Annotated in this window: 14 protein-coding genes; 11 read left to right on the top strand and 3 right to left on the bottom strand. The window is 39.6% G+C overall.

Going from position 1 to position 19,221, the window contains the following annotated elements; all coding sequences use genetic code 11:
• Position 1: 1 nt before the first annotated feature.
• A complete protein-coding gene (locus AAEZ18_RS09985) occupies positions 2 to 421 on the top strand; it encodes a hypothetical protein (RefSeq protein WP_250653644.1) in 420 nt (139 codons plus the stop codon).
• 862 nt (positions 422 to 1,283) lie between these two features.
• Here the strand turns inward: AAEZ18_RS09985 and gltS are convergent.
• Complete coding sequence (gltS, locus tag AAEZ18_RS09980) at positions 1,284 to 2,498, bottom strand: sodium/glutamate symporter (protein ID WP_350594103.1); 1,215 nt, start codon at positions 2,496 to 2,498, stop codon at positions 1,284 to 1,286.
• A 595-nt stretch (positions 2,499 to 3,093) separates the two neighbouring features.
• Here gltS and AAEZ18_RS09975 point away from each other — a divergent pair.
• Positions 3,094 to 3,852 (top strand): sulfite exporter TauE/SafE family protein, encoded by a 759-nt coding sequence (locus AAEZ18_RS09975; protein ID WP_089368574.1) that lies wholly within the window; start codon positions 3,094 to 3,096, stop codon positions 3,850 to 3,852.
• Positions 3,853 to 3,857: 5 nt separating this feature from the next.
• Here AAEZ18_RS09975 and AAEZ18_RS09970 read toward each other — a convergent pair whose 3' ends face one another.
• Together AAEZ18_RS09970 and mnmC are read right to left on the bottom strand one after the other, a co-directional pair.
• A complete protein-coding gene (locus tag AAEZ18_RS09970) occupies positions 3,858 to 4,493 on the bottom strand; it encodes an SDR family oxidoreductase (protein WP_011328740.1) in 636 nt (211 codons plus the stop codon).
• A gap of 82 nt (positions 4,494 to 4,575) precedes the next feature.
• The gene (gene mnmC, locus AAEZ18_RS09965) at positions 4,576 to 6,585 is read right to left on the bottom strand and encodes a bifunctional tRNA (5-methylaminomethyl-2-thiouridine)(34)-methyltransferase MnmC2/FAD-dependent 5-carboxymethylaminomethyl-2-thiouridine(34) oxidoreductase MnmC1 (RefSeq protein WP_011328739.1); all 2,010 of its coding nucleotides are present in this window, start codon (positions 6,583 to 6,585) and stop codon (positions 4,576 to 4,578) included.
• Positions 6,586 to 6,766: 181 nt separating this feature from the next.
• On the opposite strand from mnmC, the gene fabB reads away from it, so the two are divergent.
• The 9 genes from fabB (at position 6,767) to AAEZ18_RS09920 (ending at position 19,220) form a co-directional block, all read left to right on the top strand.
• Positions 6,767 to 7,978, top strand: a complete 1,212-nt coding sequence (gene fabB / locus AAEZ18_RS09960) for a beta-ketoacyl-ACP synthase I (RefSeq protein ID WP_011328738.1) — start codon at positions 6,767 to 6,769, stop codon at positions 7,976 to 7,978.
• 109 nt (positions 7,979 to 8,087) lie between these two features.
• Positions 8,088 to 9,209, top strand: a complete 1,122-nt coding sequence (locus AAEZ18_RS09955; protein ID WP_179808019.1) for a 4-phosphoerythronate dehydrogenase — start codon at positions 8,088 to 8,090, stop codon at positions 9,207 to 9,209.
• A gap of 45 nt (positions 9,210 to 9,254) precedes the next feature.
• The gene (locus AAEZ18_RS09950; protein ID WP_011328736.1) at positions 9,255 to 10,271 is read left to right on the top strand and encodes an aspartate-semialdehyde dehydrogenase; all 1,017 of its coding nucleotides are present in this window, start codon (positions 9,255 to 9,257) and stop codon (positions 10,269 to 10,271) included.
• Between the two features lie 348 nt (positions 10,272 to 10,619).
• Positions 10,620 to 14,624 carry a FimV/HubP family polar landmark protein gene (locus tag AAEZ18_RS09945; RefSeq protein ID WP_350549584.1) on the top strand — a complete coding sequence of 1,335 codons (4,005 nt, stop codon included), beginning with the start codon at positions 10,620 to 10,622 and terminating at the stop codon, positions 14,622 to 14,624.
• Between the two features lie 149 nt (positions 14,625 to 14,773).
• Positions 14,774 to 15,568, top strand: a complete 795-nt coding sequence (truA, locus tag AAEZ18_RS09940; RefSeq protein ID WP_011328733.1) for a tRNA pseudouridine(38-40) synthase TruA — start codon at positions 14,774 to 14,776, stop codon at positions 15,566 to 15,568.
• Positions 15,569 to 15,722: 154 nt separating this feature from the next.
• Positions 15,723 to 16,598 carry an acetyl-CoA carboxylase, carboxyltransferase subunit beta gene (gene accD, locus AAEZ18_RS09935; protein ID WP_011328732.1) on the top strand — a complete coding sequence of 292 codons (876 nt, stop codon included), beginning with the start codon at positions 15,723 to 15,725 and terminating at the stop codon, positions 16,596 to 16,598.
• A 25-nt stretch (positions 16,599 to 16,623) separates the two neighbouring features.
• Complete coding sequence (gene folC / locus AAEZ18_RS09930) at positions 16,624 to 17,889, top strand: bifunctional tetrahydrofolate synthase/dihydrofolate synthase (RefSeq protein WP_086998467.1); 1,266 nt, start codon at positions 16,624 to 16,626, stop codon at positions 17,887 to 17,889.
• An 11-nt stretch (positions 17,890 to 17,900) separates the two neighbouring features.
• The gene (locus AAEZ18_RS09925; RefSeq protein WP_179808016.1) at positions 17,901 to 18,530 is read left to right on the top strand and encodes an SPOR domain-containing protein; all 630 of its coding nucleotides are present in this window, start codon (positions 17,901 to 17,903) and stop codon (positions 18,528 to 18,530) included.
• Positions 18,531 to 18,725: 195 nt separating this feature from the next.
• A complete protein-coding gene (locus AAEZ18_RS09920; protein WP_041454502.1) occupies positions 18,726 to 19,220 on the top strand; it encodes a CvpA family protein in 495 nt (164 codons plus the stop codon).
• Position 19,221: the final 1 nt, after the last annotated feature.

Genomic DNA, 19,221 nt, shown 5'->3' with positions numbered 1-19,221 from the left:
AATGGATTATGATTTATGTAGTACAGAAACAACAGATTCTAAGGTTGTCGTTCAAGAGAATAGAAGCCGATTTGAAGTTAATAATCGCAGGCGTGAAAGTTTAAAAAAAGTTCAGGTTGATGGGTGTCTCATAAATGACCACAGAGAAAAATGTGATTGGATCATCGAAGTTAATAACCTTAATAAGCGTGCATTATTCATAGAGCTTAAGGGGTGTGACGTTGATAAAGCTATTTCACAATTAAAATCAACACTTGTGCATACTAGGAATAAATACAAGGATTACAGTAAAGAGTGTTTCGCTGTAACTACTCGTATACCAAAGCATGGTGCATCAACTCGAAAAAAATGTATAGATTTTCATAAAGAGACTAAAGCTACTTTAAGCATAAAAAATCTGAATACATCTATCGTTGCTTAAATTATCTAAATCGTACTTAGGTTCATGCAGCTAAAATATGTATTTGAGTTTTAATGCAAGTAGTACCGTAGGTAGTACTTCATGTGTCTTATTTTATTTTTTTTATTTTTATTCAAGTGATTAGGTTGTTGGTTAAGATGACCCCAGCCCAATATCGGTTTTTAGATTCGTTTGTCTAAAAACCCTAAAAAACCCGCAACGCTTGAGAAATCAAGCTTGCGGGTTTTTTTATGGCTAAAGGTTAATTAAGATCACAGACCCATTAAGCTACTCGCCAAAGTACCCACCAAGCCGGTAGCGCTCTTTATTGAGTGTTGATGCAGTAACCGAAGCTAAGCTTTTAAAAAATGAAGGTTTAAATGAGGGGAGTAACTGAGAGTTTAAAACTGTCTGATGTAGATAAATTAATAATCAACCTTATTAGCAACGATCCTCATATTACAAACGCACAGTTAGTTGTCGCTAGCGAAACGTCGTTGAGCGCCATCTAAAGGCGGATTAAGGTTTTAAAAGAAGCTGGGCTGGTGAAGCGAATTGGCGCTAAAAAACGGGTTATTGGCAACTTAATACCTAATGCTCAAAAAACCAATAGCTTGTAAGAGATTTTAACAAGGTTTAACCACAACGATAGATAACTTCTTATAAAGCGCTGTAGCAGGCTGTGAAGGGCTTTTATGGGGGGATCTACCTTAGTAAATAATACTAAACTTGTATTGCTTTAGATTATTGAAAGTAAGTTGAGATTTGATACGTTTGTAAGGTTGCTGCTTAGCGATGAGATAAAGCAGTAAGTAGATACGAAGTAAACATTAAGCCAGCGCTAGGGCTGGCTTAATGTTTACTACAATAGCTTAAGTGGCTATTAACCGCTAATAAAGGGAATGCTTAAGTACAGCTGGATAATTAATGCGTTGGTTATATCAATGAAGAATGCGCCCACTAAAGGTACTACTAAAAATGCCTGTGGTGAGGGGCCGTAACGAGATACTAAAGATTCCATATTTGCAACTGCGGTAGGCGTTGCGCCTAAACCAAAACCACAATGACCGCCCGCTATTATTGCGGCGTTGTAGTTTTTACCCATTACTCTAAAGGTAATAAAGTAAGCAAACAGCATTAGCATAACGGCTTGTACTAAAATCATAAATATCATTGGGCCGGCTAAGCTCAGCAGCTCCCATATTTTTAACGACATTAAAGCCATGGCTAAAAACATTGATAGCGCCATAGTGCCCCATAAGTCTATACAGGCGCGGCTTACCTTATAAATTTTAGAAAATTCAGTAAGGTTAGTAATAAAAACACCAAATAATAATGGGATTAAAAATGCTGGTAAAATAACGTCAATTGCTTTTAATGCGTCGTAGCCCATGCGGCCTAAGTACATACATAATAATATAACAAACAAGGTTTCCATCATTTTACGCGGTGTTACTAGGTCGTGATCATCTGGATCGAAGGTAACTGTGTCATCGCGCTCTTCATGGTATGAAGTGTCTGCTTTTAAGTTGTATTTATTAATGAGGCGCCTGCTGACAGGGCCGCCAACTAAGCCACCAAGAATAAGCCCGAGCGTAGCGGCTGCCATTGCCAGTTCAAATACGCTACTTTGCATACCATATTCATTAATAAATAAATCAGCGTACGTAGCACCACTACCATGGCCACCAGAGAGTGTTACAGAGCCGCCAATTAAGCCCATTAAAGGCTCCATACCGGTTGCTACCGCAATAGATATGCCTAAGGCATTTTGTACCAATAAATAAATTGTTGCGACGCCCAAAAACAGTGCGACTTTAGGGCCACCTTTAATTAATAAGCTAAAACTCGCACCCAAACCAACAGTGGTAAAAAACATGGTCATTAATGGGGTTTTAAAAGTCATATCGAATTGAAAGTTAATATCAAAGTAAACGTGCAGAATGGCCGCAATAATAGAAAAGGCAATACCACCCACAACGGGTTCAGGAATGTTGTTGTCTTTAAGAAAAGCAATTTTGCTATTGAGATAATAGCCTGCAAAAAGTATTAACAAAGAAACTAACAAGGTTTCTATAATAGAAATTTCAATATTCATAAGCGCATTTAACCTTTTTAATACGGTATATTTTTGTTTGCACATGAACCAAAGTTTGACCGTGAAGAGGTAATCAACAGATTAGCAGTTCAAAACTTTAGAGCGCCATAAGCAAAAGCAGTACCTTGCAACTTAGCAAATCATTAATTAAAAACAGGCAAAGTTTAATTTTGAGGGCAGGAGCTTAGCATATACCGGTTACCGATCAAGATGCATATTTTAAGTTTGTATACTATTTTGCAGCAAACACAGCCATAAAGTAATCCTTATTTATTAGTTTTAATGTGGTTGTATTTTTTTACAACAAACAAAGTTGGGTGTAATTGTTAAAAGTTGAATAGATAAAGGGACAGTTCATTTTTATTAGTTACGTGTTTGGGCTAATTTATAGCGGGTTATTAACTTTAAAATAGAATCTATAATTAATTGTTGTAAGCATATTTTTAACTTAATGCTGAGCTTTAATGTGCTGTGGCTTTACACAATGCTTATATTTTTTGAACGCAATTTAAACTATGCGTGTTATACCTAATGGTTATACAAAATCACTAAAATAAGCCTCAATATAAGGTGTTATTCACCCTAGAGCATAAATATGGATTTATTGGCTACAGAGTTTGTTACTCCCTGTATAGCGCTGTTACTTATTGTACTTGCAGGCTTTACATCGTTTGTATCTGCCGCGTTTGGTGCCGGTGGCGGGCTGATGTTATTAGTTGTTATGGCATCAATTATGCCAATGACGGTCGTGGTGCCAGTGCATGGCTTAGTACAATTAGGATCGAATGCAAATAGACTAGTGTTGAGCATTAAACATATAGATAAAAGTATGTTTATTTACTTTACGCTTGGTGGGTTGGTTGGCGCTGGCATCTCTAGCACTGTAGTTAATGATATTCAGTTAGATGGTATGAAGTTGGCGGTTGCGGTATTTGTGGTTTATTTATTGTGGGGTAAAACGCCTAAATTTAAAAACGACTCAAAGCTGGGGCGTTTAGTTGCGGGTTTAATAACGGCATTTATTTCTATGTTTGTTGGCGCAAGTGGACCGCTAGTAGCGAGTTATTTGCATATTAATAATTATGACAAATTAAAGTTCACTGCAACGTTTTCTAGCATTATGACCCTACAGCATGTGTTAAAGGCGTTTGTTTATACTGTTATTGGGTTTAGCTTTTGGCAATGGTTGCCATTGGTGATAGGTATGATTGCCAGTGGTGCGCTAGGCACTTGGTTAGGTATTTATTTACTTAAACGCATGCCTACAGCACGTTTTAAAGCTATTTTTAAGGTTATATTAACACTTATGGCTTGCCAATTGGCTTGGCAAGGCATAAGTGAAATATTGCTATAAGCAGATTATTTTACCGCAGCTTTAATAGGGCTGTCGCCATCAAAAAGCTCAAAAATACAACTGCTATTACATTGGTTTTGCGCAATGTTAAATAAAACATGAGCAACGTTTTCTCTGCTTATTTTTGCATTTGAACGATCGCTTGGTCGTGTTGTGCTAATAAGCATTGATGCAGCTTCGTTGGTTAATGCACCCGGTCGTACAATGGTATAACTAAGGCCGCTATTTATTAGGTATCTGTCTGCCATGTGTTTAGCTACTAGGTAAGGTTTTAGATCACTTTGAATTGCATCAGGGTCGTCAGCACCTAACGAGCTCACCATAATAAAGTGTTTAACACCGTGCTCTTTTGAAAAGTTAATTGCCTTAGTAGCAGCCCACAGATCAATTAATAAGGTTTTATCAGCACCTGTACCGCCGCCTGAGCCAGCAACAAATATAACTTGCTCACAGTCTTTTACTACGTCACTAAAATCGCTTTCTAAATCTTGTTCGATAATAGTTAAATGTACGCTATTTAAATCACTTAGTTTATTTTTATTGCGCACTAAAGCGATTACATTATGCTCATGCTGGAGTAATAACTCGGTAGTCATTTTACCAATTTGCCCGCTTGCGCCAATAATTAAGGTTTTACTCATCATTAACTCCTAAATTTGTTTGCTATTTCAGCTTACAGTAGATCGTGACTCGTTGGTATACCTTTCAAGTATAGCTAACTGATTAAATTTTATTACGAATTAAATCACGCACTATAAAACGAGCAGGGTGAATAGCTTGGCTTACACGCTCGCTGAGCGGGCGCGGCTCGTTGTTTAAACTGCTAATTAAGTGTTCACTGCAAAGTGGCGCACTGCATAAAGCACGTGCACCAAAGCCGGTGAAAATATGTAGCCCTTGTTGTTTTTTACTTAGGGCTTGGTACTGATAGCGTTTACCTAAACGTAAATTAGCAAAGGCAGTTAGGTAATCGCTTTGCTCTACCCACTCTCCTGCCATAGGTAAGTGATCAATAAAACTACAACGCACTGCGGCTTTTGCTGCGGTTATATTGCCTAAGCTAGTTGCAAAATTACAGTGGCCGTAAAAGTTGAGTAATTGCTCGCGATTACTAAGGTTGTCTTGCTCAGTTACTTGTCGGCTTTTGGTGTTTTTTTCAAACGTTGCACCCATACAATGATGATCTAAATAAGCGGGTGTAAAATAGCCTTTATGGCACAGCACCGTTTTTAGTTTAGTTGACTGCTCACTTGCCTGCACATGCGATACTTGCCCGCGTACACCTACGATTGGTAGTGCTTTAGTTTGTGCAAATGCATCGCTGTGCTCACCTGCACATATAATTACATCGCTAAAGGGGCCAAACTGTTTGCCGTTACTAAAAAGTAGCCAGCCGTTGCTGGTTTTTTTTAATTGTTCTATATGGCAGTTAAAAGTACTTTTATAAGGCGATAAACAATGGGCGGCGCTCAACATAGCATTAACTAGTTGTGGTGGGTTTACCCAGCCACCTTGTTCAAAATATACGCCAGAATAACCAGTAGTAACTCCGGCTATAGTATCTCCTTGCTCTGCGGTTACGTTACGCATTAATGTTTGTGGCCATAATTGCTGCTGGGCTAAATTTTCATGGCGATCAACGAGTGGCTGTTTTACTGCATGCTGCAATACACCGCACCAGCTATGATCAAAACTAAAGCCATCATTGAGTAACTGTTTATAAAGCCGTTTGGCATATAAAAAGCTATGCGCAAATAACTCGCTGTGTGGGGAGTTTTTTGCTTGTAAATGAGGGTATACCGCCCCTTGCACGTTGTGCGATGCCCCCATAGCGGGTGCAGCATCTTGGCAAAATAATTGGCTGCTAATACCTCGCTTAGCTAGGCTGTATAAAATACAGCTGCTGGCAATACCACCACCAATTACCGCCACATTACTAAGCGGGCTTACATCGTGATTAAAATAACTTGGCGCCGATTGCGTATCGTTAGTGTGTTTTAATGTGCCAATTAGCATGCTACGTTTGTGCGCAAATCCTTTAACTTTTTGCATGGTAAAGCCTGCATCACTTAACCCACGACGAACAAAGCCGGCAGCGGTAAAGGTAGCAAGGGTGGCTCCTACTTTTGAAATGTTAACCATGGCATTAAACAGGCTTTGTTGCCACATGTCAGGGTTTTTACTCGGTGCAAAACCATCTAAAAACCAAGCATCTACTATACCTGAGCGCGGATAGCTCATTGTTTTAATCGATTCCAGTGCATCACCAAAATATAAATCGAGCACGATTGTCCCATTATTAAATTCAAGTCGATGGCAGCCTGCTAAATTAATGGGATACTGGCTGATAAGTTGCTCACTTAATAAATTAAGTTCAGGCCATGCTGTTAATATTTTGCTTAAGTCGCTTACACTTAATGGGTGTTTTTCAAAGGCAATAAAGTGTAGTCGCTTTACACCATAGTTTAGTTGCTTTTGAACTTGTTGGCGTGCAAGGTGGTCAGTAAAGTGCTGGCATGTATTTAAAAAGTTAAGGCCAGTACCAAAACCGGTTTCGGCTATAACAAAATGTGCTTGGTCATGGCTTTGTAACCGTGTATCTATATTGTTTTGCTGATAAAACACATAATAAGATTCAGCTAAGCCATTATCGTCAGAATAATAAATATCATCGAAGTCATTGGCAACAGGTGTGCCTTGGTGGTTAAAGTGAATGTTGGCGTTTTTTATCATGACCCATTTAATTTTAGAGATGAAATTTTTTAATTATTTTACGTGTTTTCTTTGAAATAGTCTGGCGTTATTTATAAGCTAGCAGTTCAGAGTACAAGTGTACGCTAGAAAGCTGACCACTTAGGTGATTAAATTCGCGTAAAATAGAACGCAATTAAGTATTAAGCTAAGGGAATTACCCATGAGAAGAGCCGTAATTACAGGTATCGGTGTTGTATCAAGTATTGGTAACAACAAAGAAGAAGTATTAGAATCGTTAAAAACAGGCCGTAGTGGCATTGCGTTTAACCAAGAATTTGCCGATTACAAGCTACGTAGCAACGTGTCGGGCAAAATTGATATTGACGTTAAAGAACATGTTGACCGCAAAGCAATGCGTTTTATGGGTGATGCTGCTGCCTATTCTTATATTTCAATGACGCAAGCGATTGCAGACTCAGGTTTATCTGACGAGCAAGTGTCAAACGAGCGTACGGGTATTATAGTTGGTTCTGGTGGTGGTTCATCTAAATGGCAAGTAGAAGCGGCTGATATTTTACGCGAAAAAGGCGTAAAGCGTGTAGGTCCTTATATGGTGCCACGTACTATGGCAAGCACCACGTCTGCATGTTTAGCAACACCGTTTAAAATTAAAGGTGTTAACTACTCTATTAGTTCTGCATGTGCTACATCAGCGCACTGTATTGGTAATGCAGTAGAACAAATTCAACTTGGCAAGCAAGATGTTGTTTTTGCTGGTGGTGGTGAGGAGCTGCACTGGACTTTAGCAATGGAATTTGACGCTATGGGCGCACTTTCTACTAAGTACAACGAAACACCAGAAAAAGCATCGCGTACGTACGATGCAAACCGCGATGGTTTTGTTATATCTGGTGGTGGCGGTATTGTTGTGGTTGAAGAGCTTGAACATGCTCTTGCTCGTGGCGCACATATTTACGCAGAAATTGTTGGCTATGGTGCAACGTCTGATGGTTACGACATGGTTGCTCCTTCAGGCGAAGGTGCTGCACGCTGTATGCGCCAAGCTATGCAAGACGTAGAAAGTATTGATTATTTAAATACGCATGGCACATCTACTCCAGTGGGCGATGTTAAAGAGCTTGGCGCTATTCAAGACGTATTTGGTGGTAATTCACCAATGATCAGCGCAACTAAAGCAATGACAGGCCATGCCCTAGGTGCGGCGGGTGTTCACGAGGCTATTTTCTCTTTATTAATGCTAGAGCATGGCTTTGTTGCACCATCAATTAATATTGATGAATTAGACGAGCAAGCTGCAGGCCTTGATATTGTTACTGAACGTCGTGATGTTGAGTTAAATACTGTAATGTCGAACAGCTTTGGCTTTGGTGGTACAAATGCCACTTTAGTTATGAGTAAATATAAAGGTTAATTAGTTTCTTACTAAATACCCAAAGCCGAGCATTGCTCGGCTTTTTAGTTTGTGCAAAGCCTAGGTTGTTCGTTACAATAGCGACCCTTAATTGCCAAACGGACTCTGTATGAAAATTCTTGCCGATCAGAATATGCCTTTAGTTGAGCAGTACTTTGCAGACATTGGTGAAGTTGAGCGTTTTGATGGGCGACAATTAACAGCCGATCAACTAATAGACGTAGATGTGCTGCTTACTCGCTCAGTCACTCAGGTTAATAATGAGCTTTTAGCACACGCTAACAAACTAAGCTTTGTTGGCACCGCAACAATTGGTGTTGATCATATTGATACGCAATTATTAAATGATAAAAATATTGCCTTTAGTAGCGCGCCAGGCTGCAACGCAATTGCGGTAGCCGAGTATGTAATAAGCAGTTTATATGCCTTAAGCCAAGAAAACGCCCGCCCACTTAATAATCAAACAATAGGTATAGTTGGCGTAGGCAGTATTGGCAGTTGTTTGGCGAAAAAATTACAAGCGCTGAATTTAACCGTACTTTTATGTGATCCAATAAAACATGCGCAAGGCTTATTAAACGAGCACGTAGCACTTGATCAATTACTTGCGCAGTCAGATATTGTAACTTTTCATGTTCCGCTTATAAAAAGTGGCGAGCATAAAACGCTACATATGATGGATAAAGCCAGATTAAAAGCGCTCAAACCCGGGCTTACGTTAATTAATGCAAGCCGTGGTGATGTGATTGACAATCAAGCATTATTAGAAGTGATGCAAGCGGGTGCCGATTTAGATTTAGTGCTTGATGTATGGGAAAACGAACCCACTATTTTAACTGAGCTATTGGAGCATGTGCGCTATGCAAGCGTTCACATTGCAGGGCACACCCTTGAAGGGAAAGCCCGTGGTACACAAATATTGTATCAAAAGTTTTGTGAACTCAAAGGGATAGAAGCAACAAAGTCGCTCGACGAGTTTTTACCCGTGCCTGCAATTACGCAAGCTACATTAGGACAAAGTTTTAATGAAGCTGATATTGCGCGTTTGGTGCATTTAATTTACGACGTACGCCGTGATGACGGTATTTTACTGCGTGATTTAGCGAATAACGGTTTTGATAGTTTACGTAAAAACTACCCTGTAAGACGAGAATTTAGCACTTTAACAATACAAGGTGATAGCTCGCAGCTAGCCGCTTTAGCCCAGCTTGGGTTTACTGTTGCAAACTAATTTAACTAGCGATGTTGTTTTAATATCGCTTAAAGAGGAATAAATATGTCGCAAAAATATAACGTTGTGGTACTTGGTGCTACAGGTTTAGTTGGTCGTCAAATCATTGAAACATTAGCAGATCGTAAATTTCCAGTGGATCAACTTTTTTTACTTGCTAGCAGCCGCAGCGCAGGCGAAGACATTAAGTTTTGTGGTGAGACCATTGAAGTACTAGATGTTGAAGGCTTTGACTTTAGCCAAGCGCACATAGGCTTCTTCTCTGCTGGTGGTAGTGTGTCAGAGCAGTACGCGCCAATTGCTGCAGATGCTGGTTGTGTAGTAATCGACAATACATCATTTTTTAGAAATGATTTTGAAGTCCCTCTAATCGTACCAGAAGTTAACGCAGCAAGCTTAGCCGATTTTAGAAACCGTAACATAATTGCCAACCCTAACTGTTCAACTATTCAGATGATGTTGGCACTAAAACCAATATACGATGCTTACGGAATTGACCGTATTAATGTATCAACATATCAAGCAGTGTCGGGCGCAGGTAAAAAAGCGGTTGATGAGTTAGCAAAGCAAACCGCTAACTTAATGAATGCCCGCCCAGTTGACAGCGATATATTTCCTAAGCAAATTGCGTTTAACGTGATCCCACAAATAGATGCATTTGAAGATAACGGCTACACCCGTGAAGAAATGAAAATGGTTAACGAAACGCATAAAATATTAGGCGATACTACCATTGCAGTAAACCCAACGTGTGTAAGAGTACCGGTGTTTTTTGGTCATTCAGAGTCAATCAATATAGAAACACGTATGCCATATGACCTTGAACACGTAAAACAGTTATTAAACGACGCGCCAGGTGTTGAGCTTATTGATGACGCGGGCGATTACCCAACAGCGGTATCTGATGCCAGCGGTAATGACACAGTTTACATTGGTCGTTTACGCGCCGATATTTCACATCCACATGGTTTAAATATGTGGGTTGTAAGCGATAATACCCGCAAAGGTGCAGCAACAAATAGCATACAAATTGCAGAAGAGCTTATTGCTAACTACATGTAATTACTTATAGCTTTAAAGCAAAAAAAGCGGTAAACATTATTTGTTTGCCGCTTTTTGTTTATATGGCTGTCAATTAATTGCCGCATATAATTTAAAAGCGTATAAAGATGTTGATATAACAGATTTAAATACTTTTAATTATAAATTTAAGGTATTTATTTTCAAAGTGTTGCGATGGATATTAGTGGCTAACTGGTTTATAGTTTGTAACTGGAATAGAGCTTGCAATAAAAATAGATTGTAATAAAAAATGTGAGTCAGCCATTTGGTTGATGACGGCAAGAATAATCAATGTTTATGCGCCCACTTTGTGGCGCTACGTTAACATTTAAACATTAAAGGATCAGCATGCGCGGTTTAGCTTCACTTATTATATTGGCGTCTGCATTGATAGTCACTTCTGTTTACTCTCAAGACAGTACCCAACTAAAGGGGCCTAAAGGCGTTGACTATGGTGTGCAAGGACGAGCAATAGGGCCAATAAAACCGACCGATACACTCTGGCGTATTGCTGTTAAAGTTCGTCCTGATAACTCTGTAAGCATTTATCAAGTTATGCAGGCCTTGTATAACAAAAATCCAAATTCATTTTTAGAACAAAACCTTAACCACATGCAAAGTGGTGCCTATTTAAACATACCCACCTTAGCTGAAATTAAAAGTGTTAGCTCTGAGCTAGCAAGACAGCGCTCTGAACAAGACGACAAGTTATGGGAAAAAAAGAAAAACGGCACGCTAACGCAAAGCGAAATTAATACAGCTCAAACCAAAGTAACGCAAGCGCGTAAAGTTGACGTAGACGAAGCTAAAAAAGAATTACAAAAAGAATTAAATGACATAAAAACGGATCAAAGTAATAGATTAGTTGAGCTGCAACAGCAATTTAAAAGTTCGGTAAACAATGTTGAAGAAATATTAGTAGAGAATAACAAGCTTAAAAAACAACTCACAGGTATTTCACAAGAGCTAAAAAACTTACGCGAGCAACTAGGGCAAGACAGCGAAATACAGCTGCAACTTAAAGAATTAATAGTTAAACAAAATGAAATAATAGCGCAACAAAAAATCAAAGACGCCAAACAAGATGCCGAATTTGACTTAGGAGCCTTGCTATCTAATCCGCTGGTTTTAATTTTGTTAATGACTATACCTGCATTATTAATTATTTTTGCCGTTGTAATGTTGTTACGTAAACGCGCAAATAACACCGAGCAAAATAACCAAGAAGATGAAGAGTTTTTACCGCAAACTCCCGTTTATAGCAGTGATGACAGCGATGATGTTGTAAGTGCAGCTAGCCACGACGATCCCATTATTCCTGATCCGTTGGATGATTTAAGTGTTCAATTAGATGACGGTATTTCGGATGACGCGCTGTTAGATGACGATGTAGCGTTTGACGACTCATTAGACGATAGCAATTTATTAGATCAAGATGAGTTAGAAAGCTTACTGAGCGATGACATCATTTTTGATGATGAAGACGGCCAAGACGATGATGAGCTCGATATTTTTATGCAGCAAGGCTTTGATGAGCCTGTAGATGACAGCTTAGAGGACACTATTGATTTAGACTTAAACACATCACAAAACAGTGATGATATTTTAAGTGCTGATGATTTAGATAGCTTATTTGATGAAGACGATAGATTACCAGAAATTGAATCGAGTGATAGCGACAAAGTAGCACCAGAGAGTGGGGATTCTCACGATGAAATATCTGCCTTTAGTGAAGAGTTAGCAAGTGAAGATGACGATTTTGATATTGATGATTTATTAGAATCAGAGCAATCATCAATACCAAGCAATACAGAAGAGTTGGTAGAGGAAAACGACGACTTTGACTTAGATGATATCGACAGCTTAATCGATGAAGTAAGTGAGCAGGACGATGCTCTGCCTGAAAAGCAAAGCAGCGCTACAGAGCTAGTTGAAGAAAGCGACGACTTTGATTTAGACGATATCGACAGCTTAATTGACGAAGCAAACGTTCAGGGCGATGATCTGCTTGAAGAGCAAAACAGCGCTACAGAGCTAGTTGAAGAAAACGACGACTTTGATTTAGATGATATCGACAGCTTAATTGACGAAGCAAACGTTCAGGGCGATGATCTGCTTGAGGAGCAAAGCAGCGCTACAGAGCTCGTAGAAGAGAATGACGACTTTGATTTAGATGACATCGATAGCTTAATTGACGAAGCAAGCGAACAGGGCGATGATCTGCTTGAAGAGCAAAACAGCGCTACAGAGCTCGTAGAAGAGAATGACGACTTTGATTTAGATGACATCGATAGCTTAATCGATGAAGTTAGCGAACAAAGCGATGAAAAGCAGCCAGAAACACCGCTTGAAGAGCAAAATAATACAGCTGAGTTAGTAGAAGAAACTGATGACTTCGACTTAGATGATATTGACGACATCGACAGCTTAATCGACGAGGTTAGTGAACAAGGCGAGGAAGAGCAGCCTGAAACAGCGCTTGAAGAGCAAAATAATACAGCTGAGTTAGTAGAAGAAGCCGATGACTTCGACTTAGATGATATTGACGATATCGACAGCTTAATCGATGAAGTAAGTGAGCAGGATGATGAAGAACAGCCTGAAGCACCGCTTGAAGAGCAAAATAATACAGCTGAGTTAGTAGAAGAAACAGATGACTTCGACTTAGATGAAATTGACGATGTTGACAGCTTAATCGACGAAGTTAGTGAACAAAGTGAGCAGGGCGATGAAAAACAGCCAGAAATAGCGCTTGAGGAGCAAAATAATACAGCTGAGTTAGTAGAAGAAACCGACGACTTTGACTTAGATGATATTGACGACATCGACAGCTTAATCGACGAAGTTAGTGAACAAAGCGAGGAAGAGCAGCCTGAAGCAGCGCTTGAAGAGCAAAATAATACAGCTGAGTTAGTAGAGGATTTAGAAAAAGCGCAGCAAGAGTTAAATAGTGACGACGCTGAATCTGTTGACTCTTCATTAAGTGAAAATACAGAGTCAGCACTTGAGTCAGAACCAGAGCTTGCAGTAGAAGAGCAAGACGATTTTGGCGACTCAATTATAGAGGATTACTCAGATACATCGCAGACGTTACTCGATCCTGAAGATGCGCTTGAAGAATATAATGACGATAATTTAAAAAGTGTTGATGAGCTTTTAAATGAGCTACAACAAGCATCCGATGATGAAGAGTATGTAGAACCCCCTCAGTGGTCGGTTGATGATTTTAATGATGTAACAGAAGCCGAATTAGGTGACGACCCTCTAGGTATTGAAAATGATGAATCTGAATTATTAGCAGATGAGTCAGTGCCTGATGTAGCAGCGCCAAGCGAAGAGCTTGATGTAGACGAATACCCTGAGCTAGATCTGAATGACGATGCAATACTAACAGCAGATGAACAGCAAGCGTTTACTCCGCAAGAGCTGCAAGGCGATAACCTAGATGGTGATGCTAAAGGTATGGCCTCGAGTCAAGCTGAACAAGATCTTGCAAACTCGCTACTAGCCGGTGGTAATTTAGATAGTTTAAATGATGACTTTGACGATGAACTATTAATTGAAAATGATTTTTCAGAGCTCGATAGTGAACAACAAAATGAAGATGAATTATTAGCAATAACCTCACCACCAGAGGTTGATACAAGTAATTCGTCTGAGCAGCAATTAAATGATGACGTTAGTGATGATTTGCTTAACGAAGTAGACGATATTCAAATTGAGCAATTAAATGAAGAGTTAGATGAGAAGTTAATTGATGAGCAAACAAATGTAGACCGTGAAGCGGCATTAATGCCAACAGAGTTACCGCATAACGGTGAAGTTGCATCGGATGATGAGCTTGATGACGAGTTTATGGCCGATTTAACTCAGACCGACTTTGATGCATTACTAAATGAATTAGCCGATGCCGATGAGCTGGATATTGCAGACAGTAGTGAGTTTGACGTTGATTTTAATAACTTACTCAGTGATGAAATAGATACTGATGAATCAGCTTTAGTGCCACAGCCAACTGTTAACAGCAATACTATTGAGCAAACTAGCAAAGATGAGTTTGTAGATATTGATGCGTTATTAGAGCAAAGTGACGACGCAGATACAGAGCACGAACCTTACGATGATGTGAATATGGACGTAGGGCTAGGTGATTTTGACTCATTACTGGCCGGCGATAACCCAACAGATGTTGATGCTGAAAGTGGCGGTTATTCTGCTAAATTAGACTTAGCCCGCGCTTATATTGAAATAGATGATTTTGACTCAGCGCTTAAGGTTATCGAAGACGTTATTAATAAAGGCCCTGAAGAAGTTCAACAAGAAGCGCTTAGCTTAAAAGCTAAACTTAAATAAAATAAAGAGCATAAATTTAAAGCCCGTAATTTTACTAATTACGGGCTTTTTTAATCGGGATAGGTTTGATTATAGCGCAGCTGCTTTTATTGCATCGCTAGATAGCATAAAATGCCCCGTTCATTAGCACAGTAGGTAAAGCAGTAATTATGCGAGTAGCACTTGGAGTTGAATACAACGGCGCACGCTATAGTGGTTGGCAACGACAATCACACGTAAACAGCGTACAACAAGAAGTAGAAACAGCGTTATCGCGTATTTGTAATCATCCGGTTGCAATTGTATGCGCAGGGCGTACCGATGCCGGTGTGCATGGTACCGGGCAAGTTGTGCACTTTGATACAGATGCACCACGCGATATGGTGGCATTTACTTTAGGCATGAATACATTGTTGCCAAAAGATATTGCTATTCGTTTTGCTCAGCCAGTGGCTGATGATTTTCATGCTCGTTTTAGTGCTACAGCACGCCGTTATCGTTATGTTATTTATAATAACCCACTTCGTGGTGCGGTATTAAACGAAGGTGTTACGCACTTTCATCACACGCTTGATGAAACTAAAATGCAAGAAGCGTGTCAGTATTTAATAGGTAAATACGACTTTACGTCGTTCCGCGCTATTCACTGCCAAGCAAATACTGCTATTAGAACAATTCAGCATTTATCGGTACAGCGCCAAGGCAGTTACGTTATTATAGATATTAAAGCCAATGCTTTTTTACATCATATGGTACGTAATATAACGGGTTGTTTAATGGATATAGGCTTACATAAACAACAACCTGTTTGGCTAAAAGAATTGCTAGATTTAAAAGAGCGAGCAAAGGCAAGTGCAACCGCTAAAGCTGCCGGTTTATACCTGGTAGATGTTGATTATCCTGAACAATTTAACATACCTAAAACGCCATTAGGACCTTTGTTTTTACCAGATATTAGTATTTAATTAGGTGGTTTTTAACTGTTTAATCTAAGCGCTGGCAACTACTAAGACCAGTTTTTGATACCGTGTTAGTGTAATTCATGTTTTAATTGAGAAAATTTGTTTGCATGATAAGCATGCAAGCTCGCGACACAGAACAGCATTAAGAGAGTTGCAAATGAGTTGGCTAGAAAAAATCTTACCTAAAACGACAAAAGCATCAGGTCGTAAAGAAATTCCAGAAGGTGTTTGGGCTAAGTGTACATCGTGTGATTCTATTTTGTATAAAGCCGAATTAGAAAAAGCATTGAATGTATGTCCTAAGTGCGATCATCATATGCGTATTAGTGGGCGTAAGCGCCTTGAGTATTTTTTAGATGAAGGTGACCGTGTAGAACTTGGTACACAGCACGAACCTAAAGATGTGCTTAAATTTAGAGACTCAAAAAAATACTCTGACCGTATTACAGCGGCGCAAAAATCAAGTGGTGAAAAAGACGCGCTTGTGGCAATGAAGGGACATTTAAAAGGTATTCCTGTAGCTGCTGTAGCATTTGAATTCTCATTTATGGGCGGTTCAATGGCATCGGTAGTAGGTGCACGTTTTGTTGACGCTGTTGATCAATGCTTAGAGCATAATATGCCACTTATTTGTTTTTCGGCTTCTGGCGGCGCACGTATGCAAGAAGCACTTATTTCATTAATGCAAATGGCTAAAACCAGTGCCGCGCTTGCTAAAATGACAGAAAAAGGCTTACCATTTATTTCAGTTATGACTGATCCAACAATGGGCGGTGTTTCTGCATCGCTTGCTATGTTGGGCGACATTAACGTAGGCGAGCCAAAAGCATTAATTGGTTTTGCAGGGCCGCGTGTTATTGAGCAGACAGTGCGTGAAACACTCCCTGAAGGTTTTCAGCGTAGTGAATTCTTGCTTGAACACGGTGCAATAGACATGATTATTGACCGTCGTGAAATGCGCGATACATTGGCACGCATTTTGGCTAAGTTTATGAACTTGCCTTCTACTGAGCAAGAGCATAGAGTAGCGTAAATTTAAGCTTTATTGATCTAACGCTATGACAAAAACAATTCCTAGCCAATCATCAAGCCTTGATGATTGGCTTTTTTATTTAGAAAGTGTTCACCCTGCAAATATTGCAATGGGGCTAGAACGCGTTGCCAGTGTTGCTAATAACATTGGGCTATTAAACACCTCAAGTAAAATTATTTTGATTGCCGGTACCAATGGTAAAGGCACCACAGCACGCTGCCTAGAGTCGTTACTTTTAGCGCAAGGCCTTAGCGTAGGTACGTATGCTTCACCACATTTAACGCACTATAACGAACGTGTACGGGTAAATGGGCAAGAGCTTAGCGATCAGTATCATGTTGATGCCTTTCATTTACTAGAACAAGGGCGCAAAGATACCGCACTCACTTATTTTGAATATGGCACCTTGGCTGCGCTGGCAATTTTTAAGCGCTGTGAGGTTGACTACGTACTCTTAGAGGTAGGTTTAGGCGGGCGTTATGACGCCACTAATATTGTTACGCCTTTTGCGAGTGTTATTACCACTATCGATTTAGATCACAAAGAATACTTAGGTGATACGCGCGAACTCGTTGCTTATGACAAAGCGGGTATTTTTCGTGAAAATACGCCGGCTATTATTGGCGATTTAAATATTCCCCATACCATGACTGATTATGGCGATGAAATAAATGCCAAGATGGTTTTATCAGGGAGTGACTTTATATTTAAAGAACACGCAGATACCTTTAGCTGGCAATACCAACAGTACAACCTTGAATTAGCTAAACCAGCAATTCCTAGTCAAAATGCAGCAACAGCGTTAACCACGCTAAGTGTGTTAAATTTACTCCCGAGTGAGTCGGTGATCAAAGCCTGTTTAGCAAACCTGGTTGTGGAAGGGCGTTTTGAGCAGTTAAGCGACCAACCCTTGGTATATACCGATGTAGCGCATAATCCTGAATCGGCTCGATATTTAGCAAGTAAATTACTAAGCTACAAAGATAAAGGCTTTAAAATTCATGCATTAGTCGCTATGCTTGCTGATAAAGATAAAGCAGGTGTGCTTAAAGAAGTAAGCCATTTAGTTGATCAATGGTCGTTAGCGAGTTTAAATGGCCCTCGTGGTGATAGCGCTAGCAACTTACAAAATGCGCTACAAAGCATACCGCATAATGATATTAAGCATAGTTATAATAGCGTAGCAGCAGCACTCGATGTAATTTTGCCAACACAACAAAACGACACAGTTTTGATTGTTTTTGGTTCATTTTTTACCGTTGCTGGCGCTATTGATTACTTTAAAAAATAGAGAGAATATCGGTGAACTCAAGTTTTATAAATCGCTTAGTCGGAACAAGTATCGTGGTAATAGCAGCAATTGTGTTTATACCTAACATACTTGATGGTGAAAAAGTGCACTATAAAGAAGGCTTTAAAGCGATTCCAGAACGCTCTGAGTTCAAAACAATCGATCTGCAGCAAGAAATTGATGAAAACGTAGCCGGGGCAGACTCGTTGCAACAAGATGAGATAGAAGACATTCAAGCAGATGATATCGCTTTTGAACAACAAGCTAATATTGCTCAAAGTGACTATACATCAGAAGCTAAAGTGGTAGAGGCGGTAATAGCGCCTAAAGCTCAACCACAAGCAGCTGCGCCGGTACAATCAATCAAGCCACGCCAAAACAATGAGAACCTAACCAGCATGGCTTATGTCATTCAATTAGGTAGTTTTTCTCATGCCGCAAACGTAAAAGCGCTGCAAGCAAAGCTGCAAGCTAAAGGGTTCAAAACCTTTACTAAGCCAGTAAAAACGCCAAACGGTACATTAACTAAAGTATTTGTTGGCCCATCGCTTAATAAAAATGAGTTACAAAAGCAATTACCAGCACTTAAAGAGCTAACTAAGCTCAATGGTAAAATAACGCAATTTGAAGTAACCAAGTAACGTATTGCACCTAGCCTTGTGTGCAAGGTTAGGTGTTTTTATTAGTCGTATTACACTTCTCATATGTTGGTCAAAACTATTTTAATTAAGGTTAAAATTTACTGTTTTGGGCAACCAGTTATCTCCCGCTTAAACTTGCATATTAACGATGTTTAGGTATAGAATGCGCCCCAAATTAGCGACTAATTGGTTCTTATGATCTGGGTTGATTACGCCATTCTTGGCATTATTGCACTATCTACCGTCATCGGTTTAATACGCGGCTTTGTTAAAGAAGCTATGTCATTAGCTGTATGGGCTGGCGCTTTTATCATCTCTAGCTTGTTCTATCAATATTTAGCTTCCTTCCTAACTACCATTTCTGAACCCCTTTTAAGAAATGCAGCGGCCATAGCCATATTATTCTTTGTGACGCTATTGTTGGGCGGTTTACTAAACTACATTTTAGGTGAATTAGTACAGCGTACTGGTTTATCAGGCACCGACCGTGTTTTTGGCATAGTGTTTGGTGCTCTTCGAGGCGTGTTGGTCGTGAGCGCGTTACTCTTCTTTCTTGATGCTTTTACAGGTGCGCCTAATACGCATTGGTGGGGCAACTCTATTTTGATTCCGGAATTTGGCTTTGTTGTTGAATGGTTTTTTTCATACCTTGAAAACAACTCAAGCTTTTTAAATTCAGTAAACCGTTAAT

The organism is Pseudoalteromonas sp. 19-MNA-CIBAN-0066 (assembly GCF_040308705.1).
GTDB lineage: Bacteria > Pseudomonadota > Gammaproteobacteria > Enterobacterales > Alteromonadaceae > Pseudoalteromonas > Pseudoalteromonas nigrifaciens.
This window is presented reverse-complemented; position numbering and strand designations above follow the sequence as displayed.

Bases quoted from the DNA above. Each gene is read 5' to 3' on its own strand.
- AAEZ18_RS09955 (WP_179808019.1), top strand. From the start codon at position 8,088: ATGAAAATTCTTGCCGATCAGAATATGCCTTTAGTTGAGCAGTACTTT.
- fabB (WP_011328738.1), top strand. From the start codon at position 6,767: ATGAGAAGAGCCGTAATTACAGGTATCGGTGTTGTATCAAGTATTGGT.
- mnmC (WP_011328739.1), bottom strand. From the start codon at position 6,585: ATGATAAAAAACGCCAACATTCACTTTAACCACCAAGGCACACCTGTT.
- AAEZ18_RS09945 (WP_350549584.1), top strand. From the start codon at position 10,620: ATGCGCGGTTTAGCTTCACTTATTATATTGGCGTCTGCATTGATAGTC.
- gltS (WP_350594103.1), bottom strand. From the start codon at position 2,498: ATGAATATTGAAATTTCTATTATAGAAACCTTGTTAGTTTCTTTGTTA.
- AAEZ18_RS09975 (WP_089368574.1), top strand. From the start codon at position 3,094: ATGGATTTATTGGCTACAGAGTTTGTTACTCCCTGTATAGCGCTGTTA.
- folC (WP_086998467.1), top strand. From the start codon at position 16,624: ATGACAAAAACAATTCCTAGCCAATCATCAAGCCTTGATGATTGGCTT.
- AAEZ18_RS09950 (WP_011328736.1), top strand. From the start codon at position 9,255: ATGTCGCAAAAATATAACGTTGTGGTACTTGGTGCTACAGGTTTAGTT.
- accD (WP_011328732.1), top strand. From the start codon at position 15,723: ATGAGTTGGCTAGAAAAAATCTTACCTAAAACGACAAAAGCATCAGGT.
- AAEZ18_RS09920 (WP_041454502.1), top strand. From the start codon at position 18,726: ATGATCTGGGTTGATTACGCCATTCTTGGCATTATTGCACTATCTACC.
- truA (WP_011328733.1), top strand. From the start codon at position 14,774: ATGCGAGTAGCACTTGGAGTTGAATACAACGGCGCACGCTATAGTGGT.
- AAEZ18_RS09970 (WP_011328740.1), bottom strand. From the start codon at position 4,493: ATGAGTAAAACCTTAATTATTGGCGCAAGCGGGCAAATTGGTAAAATG.
- AAEZ18_RS09985 (WP_250653644.1), top strand. From the start codon at position 2: ATGGATTATGATTTATGTAGTACAGAAACAACAGATTCTAAGGTTGTC.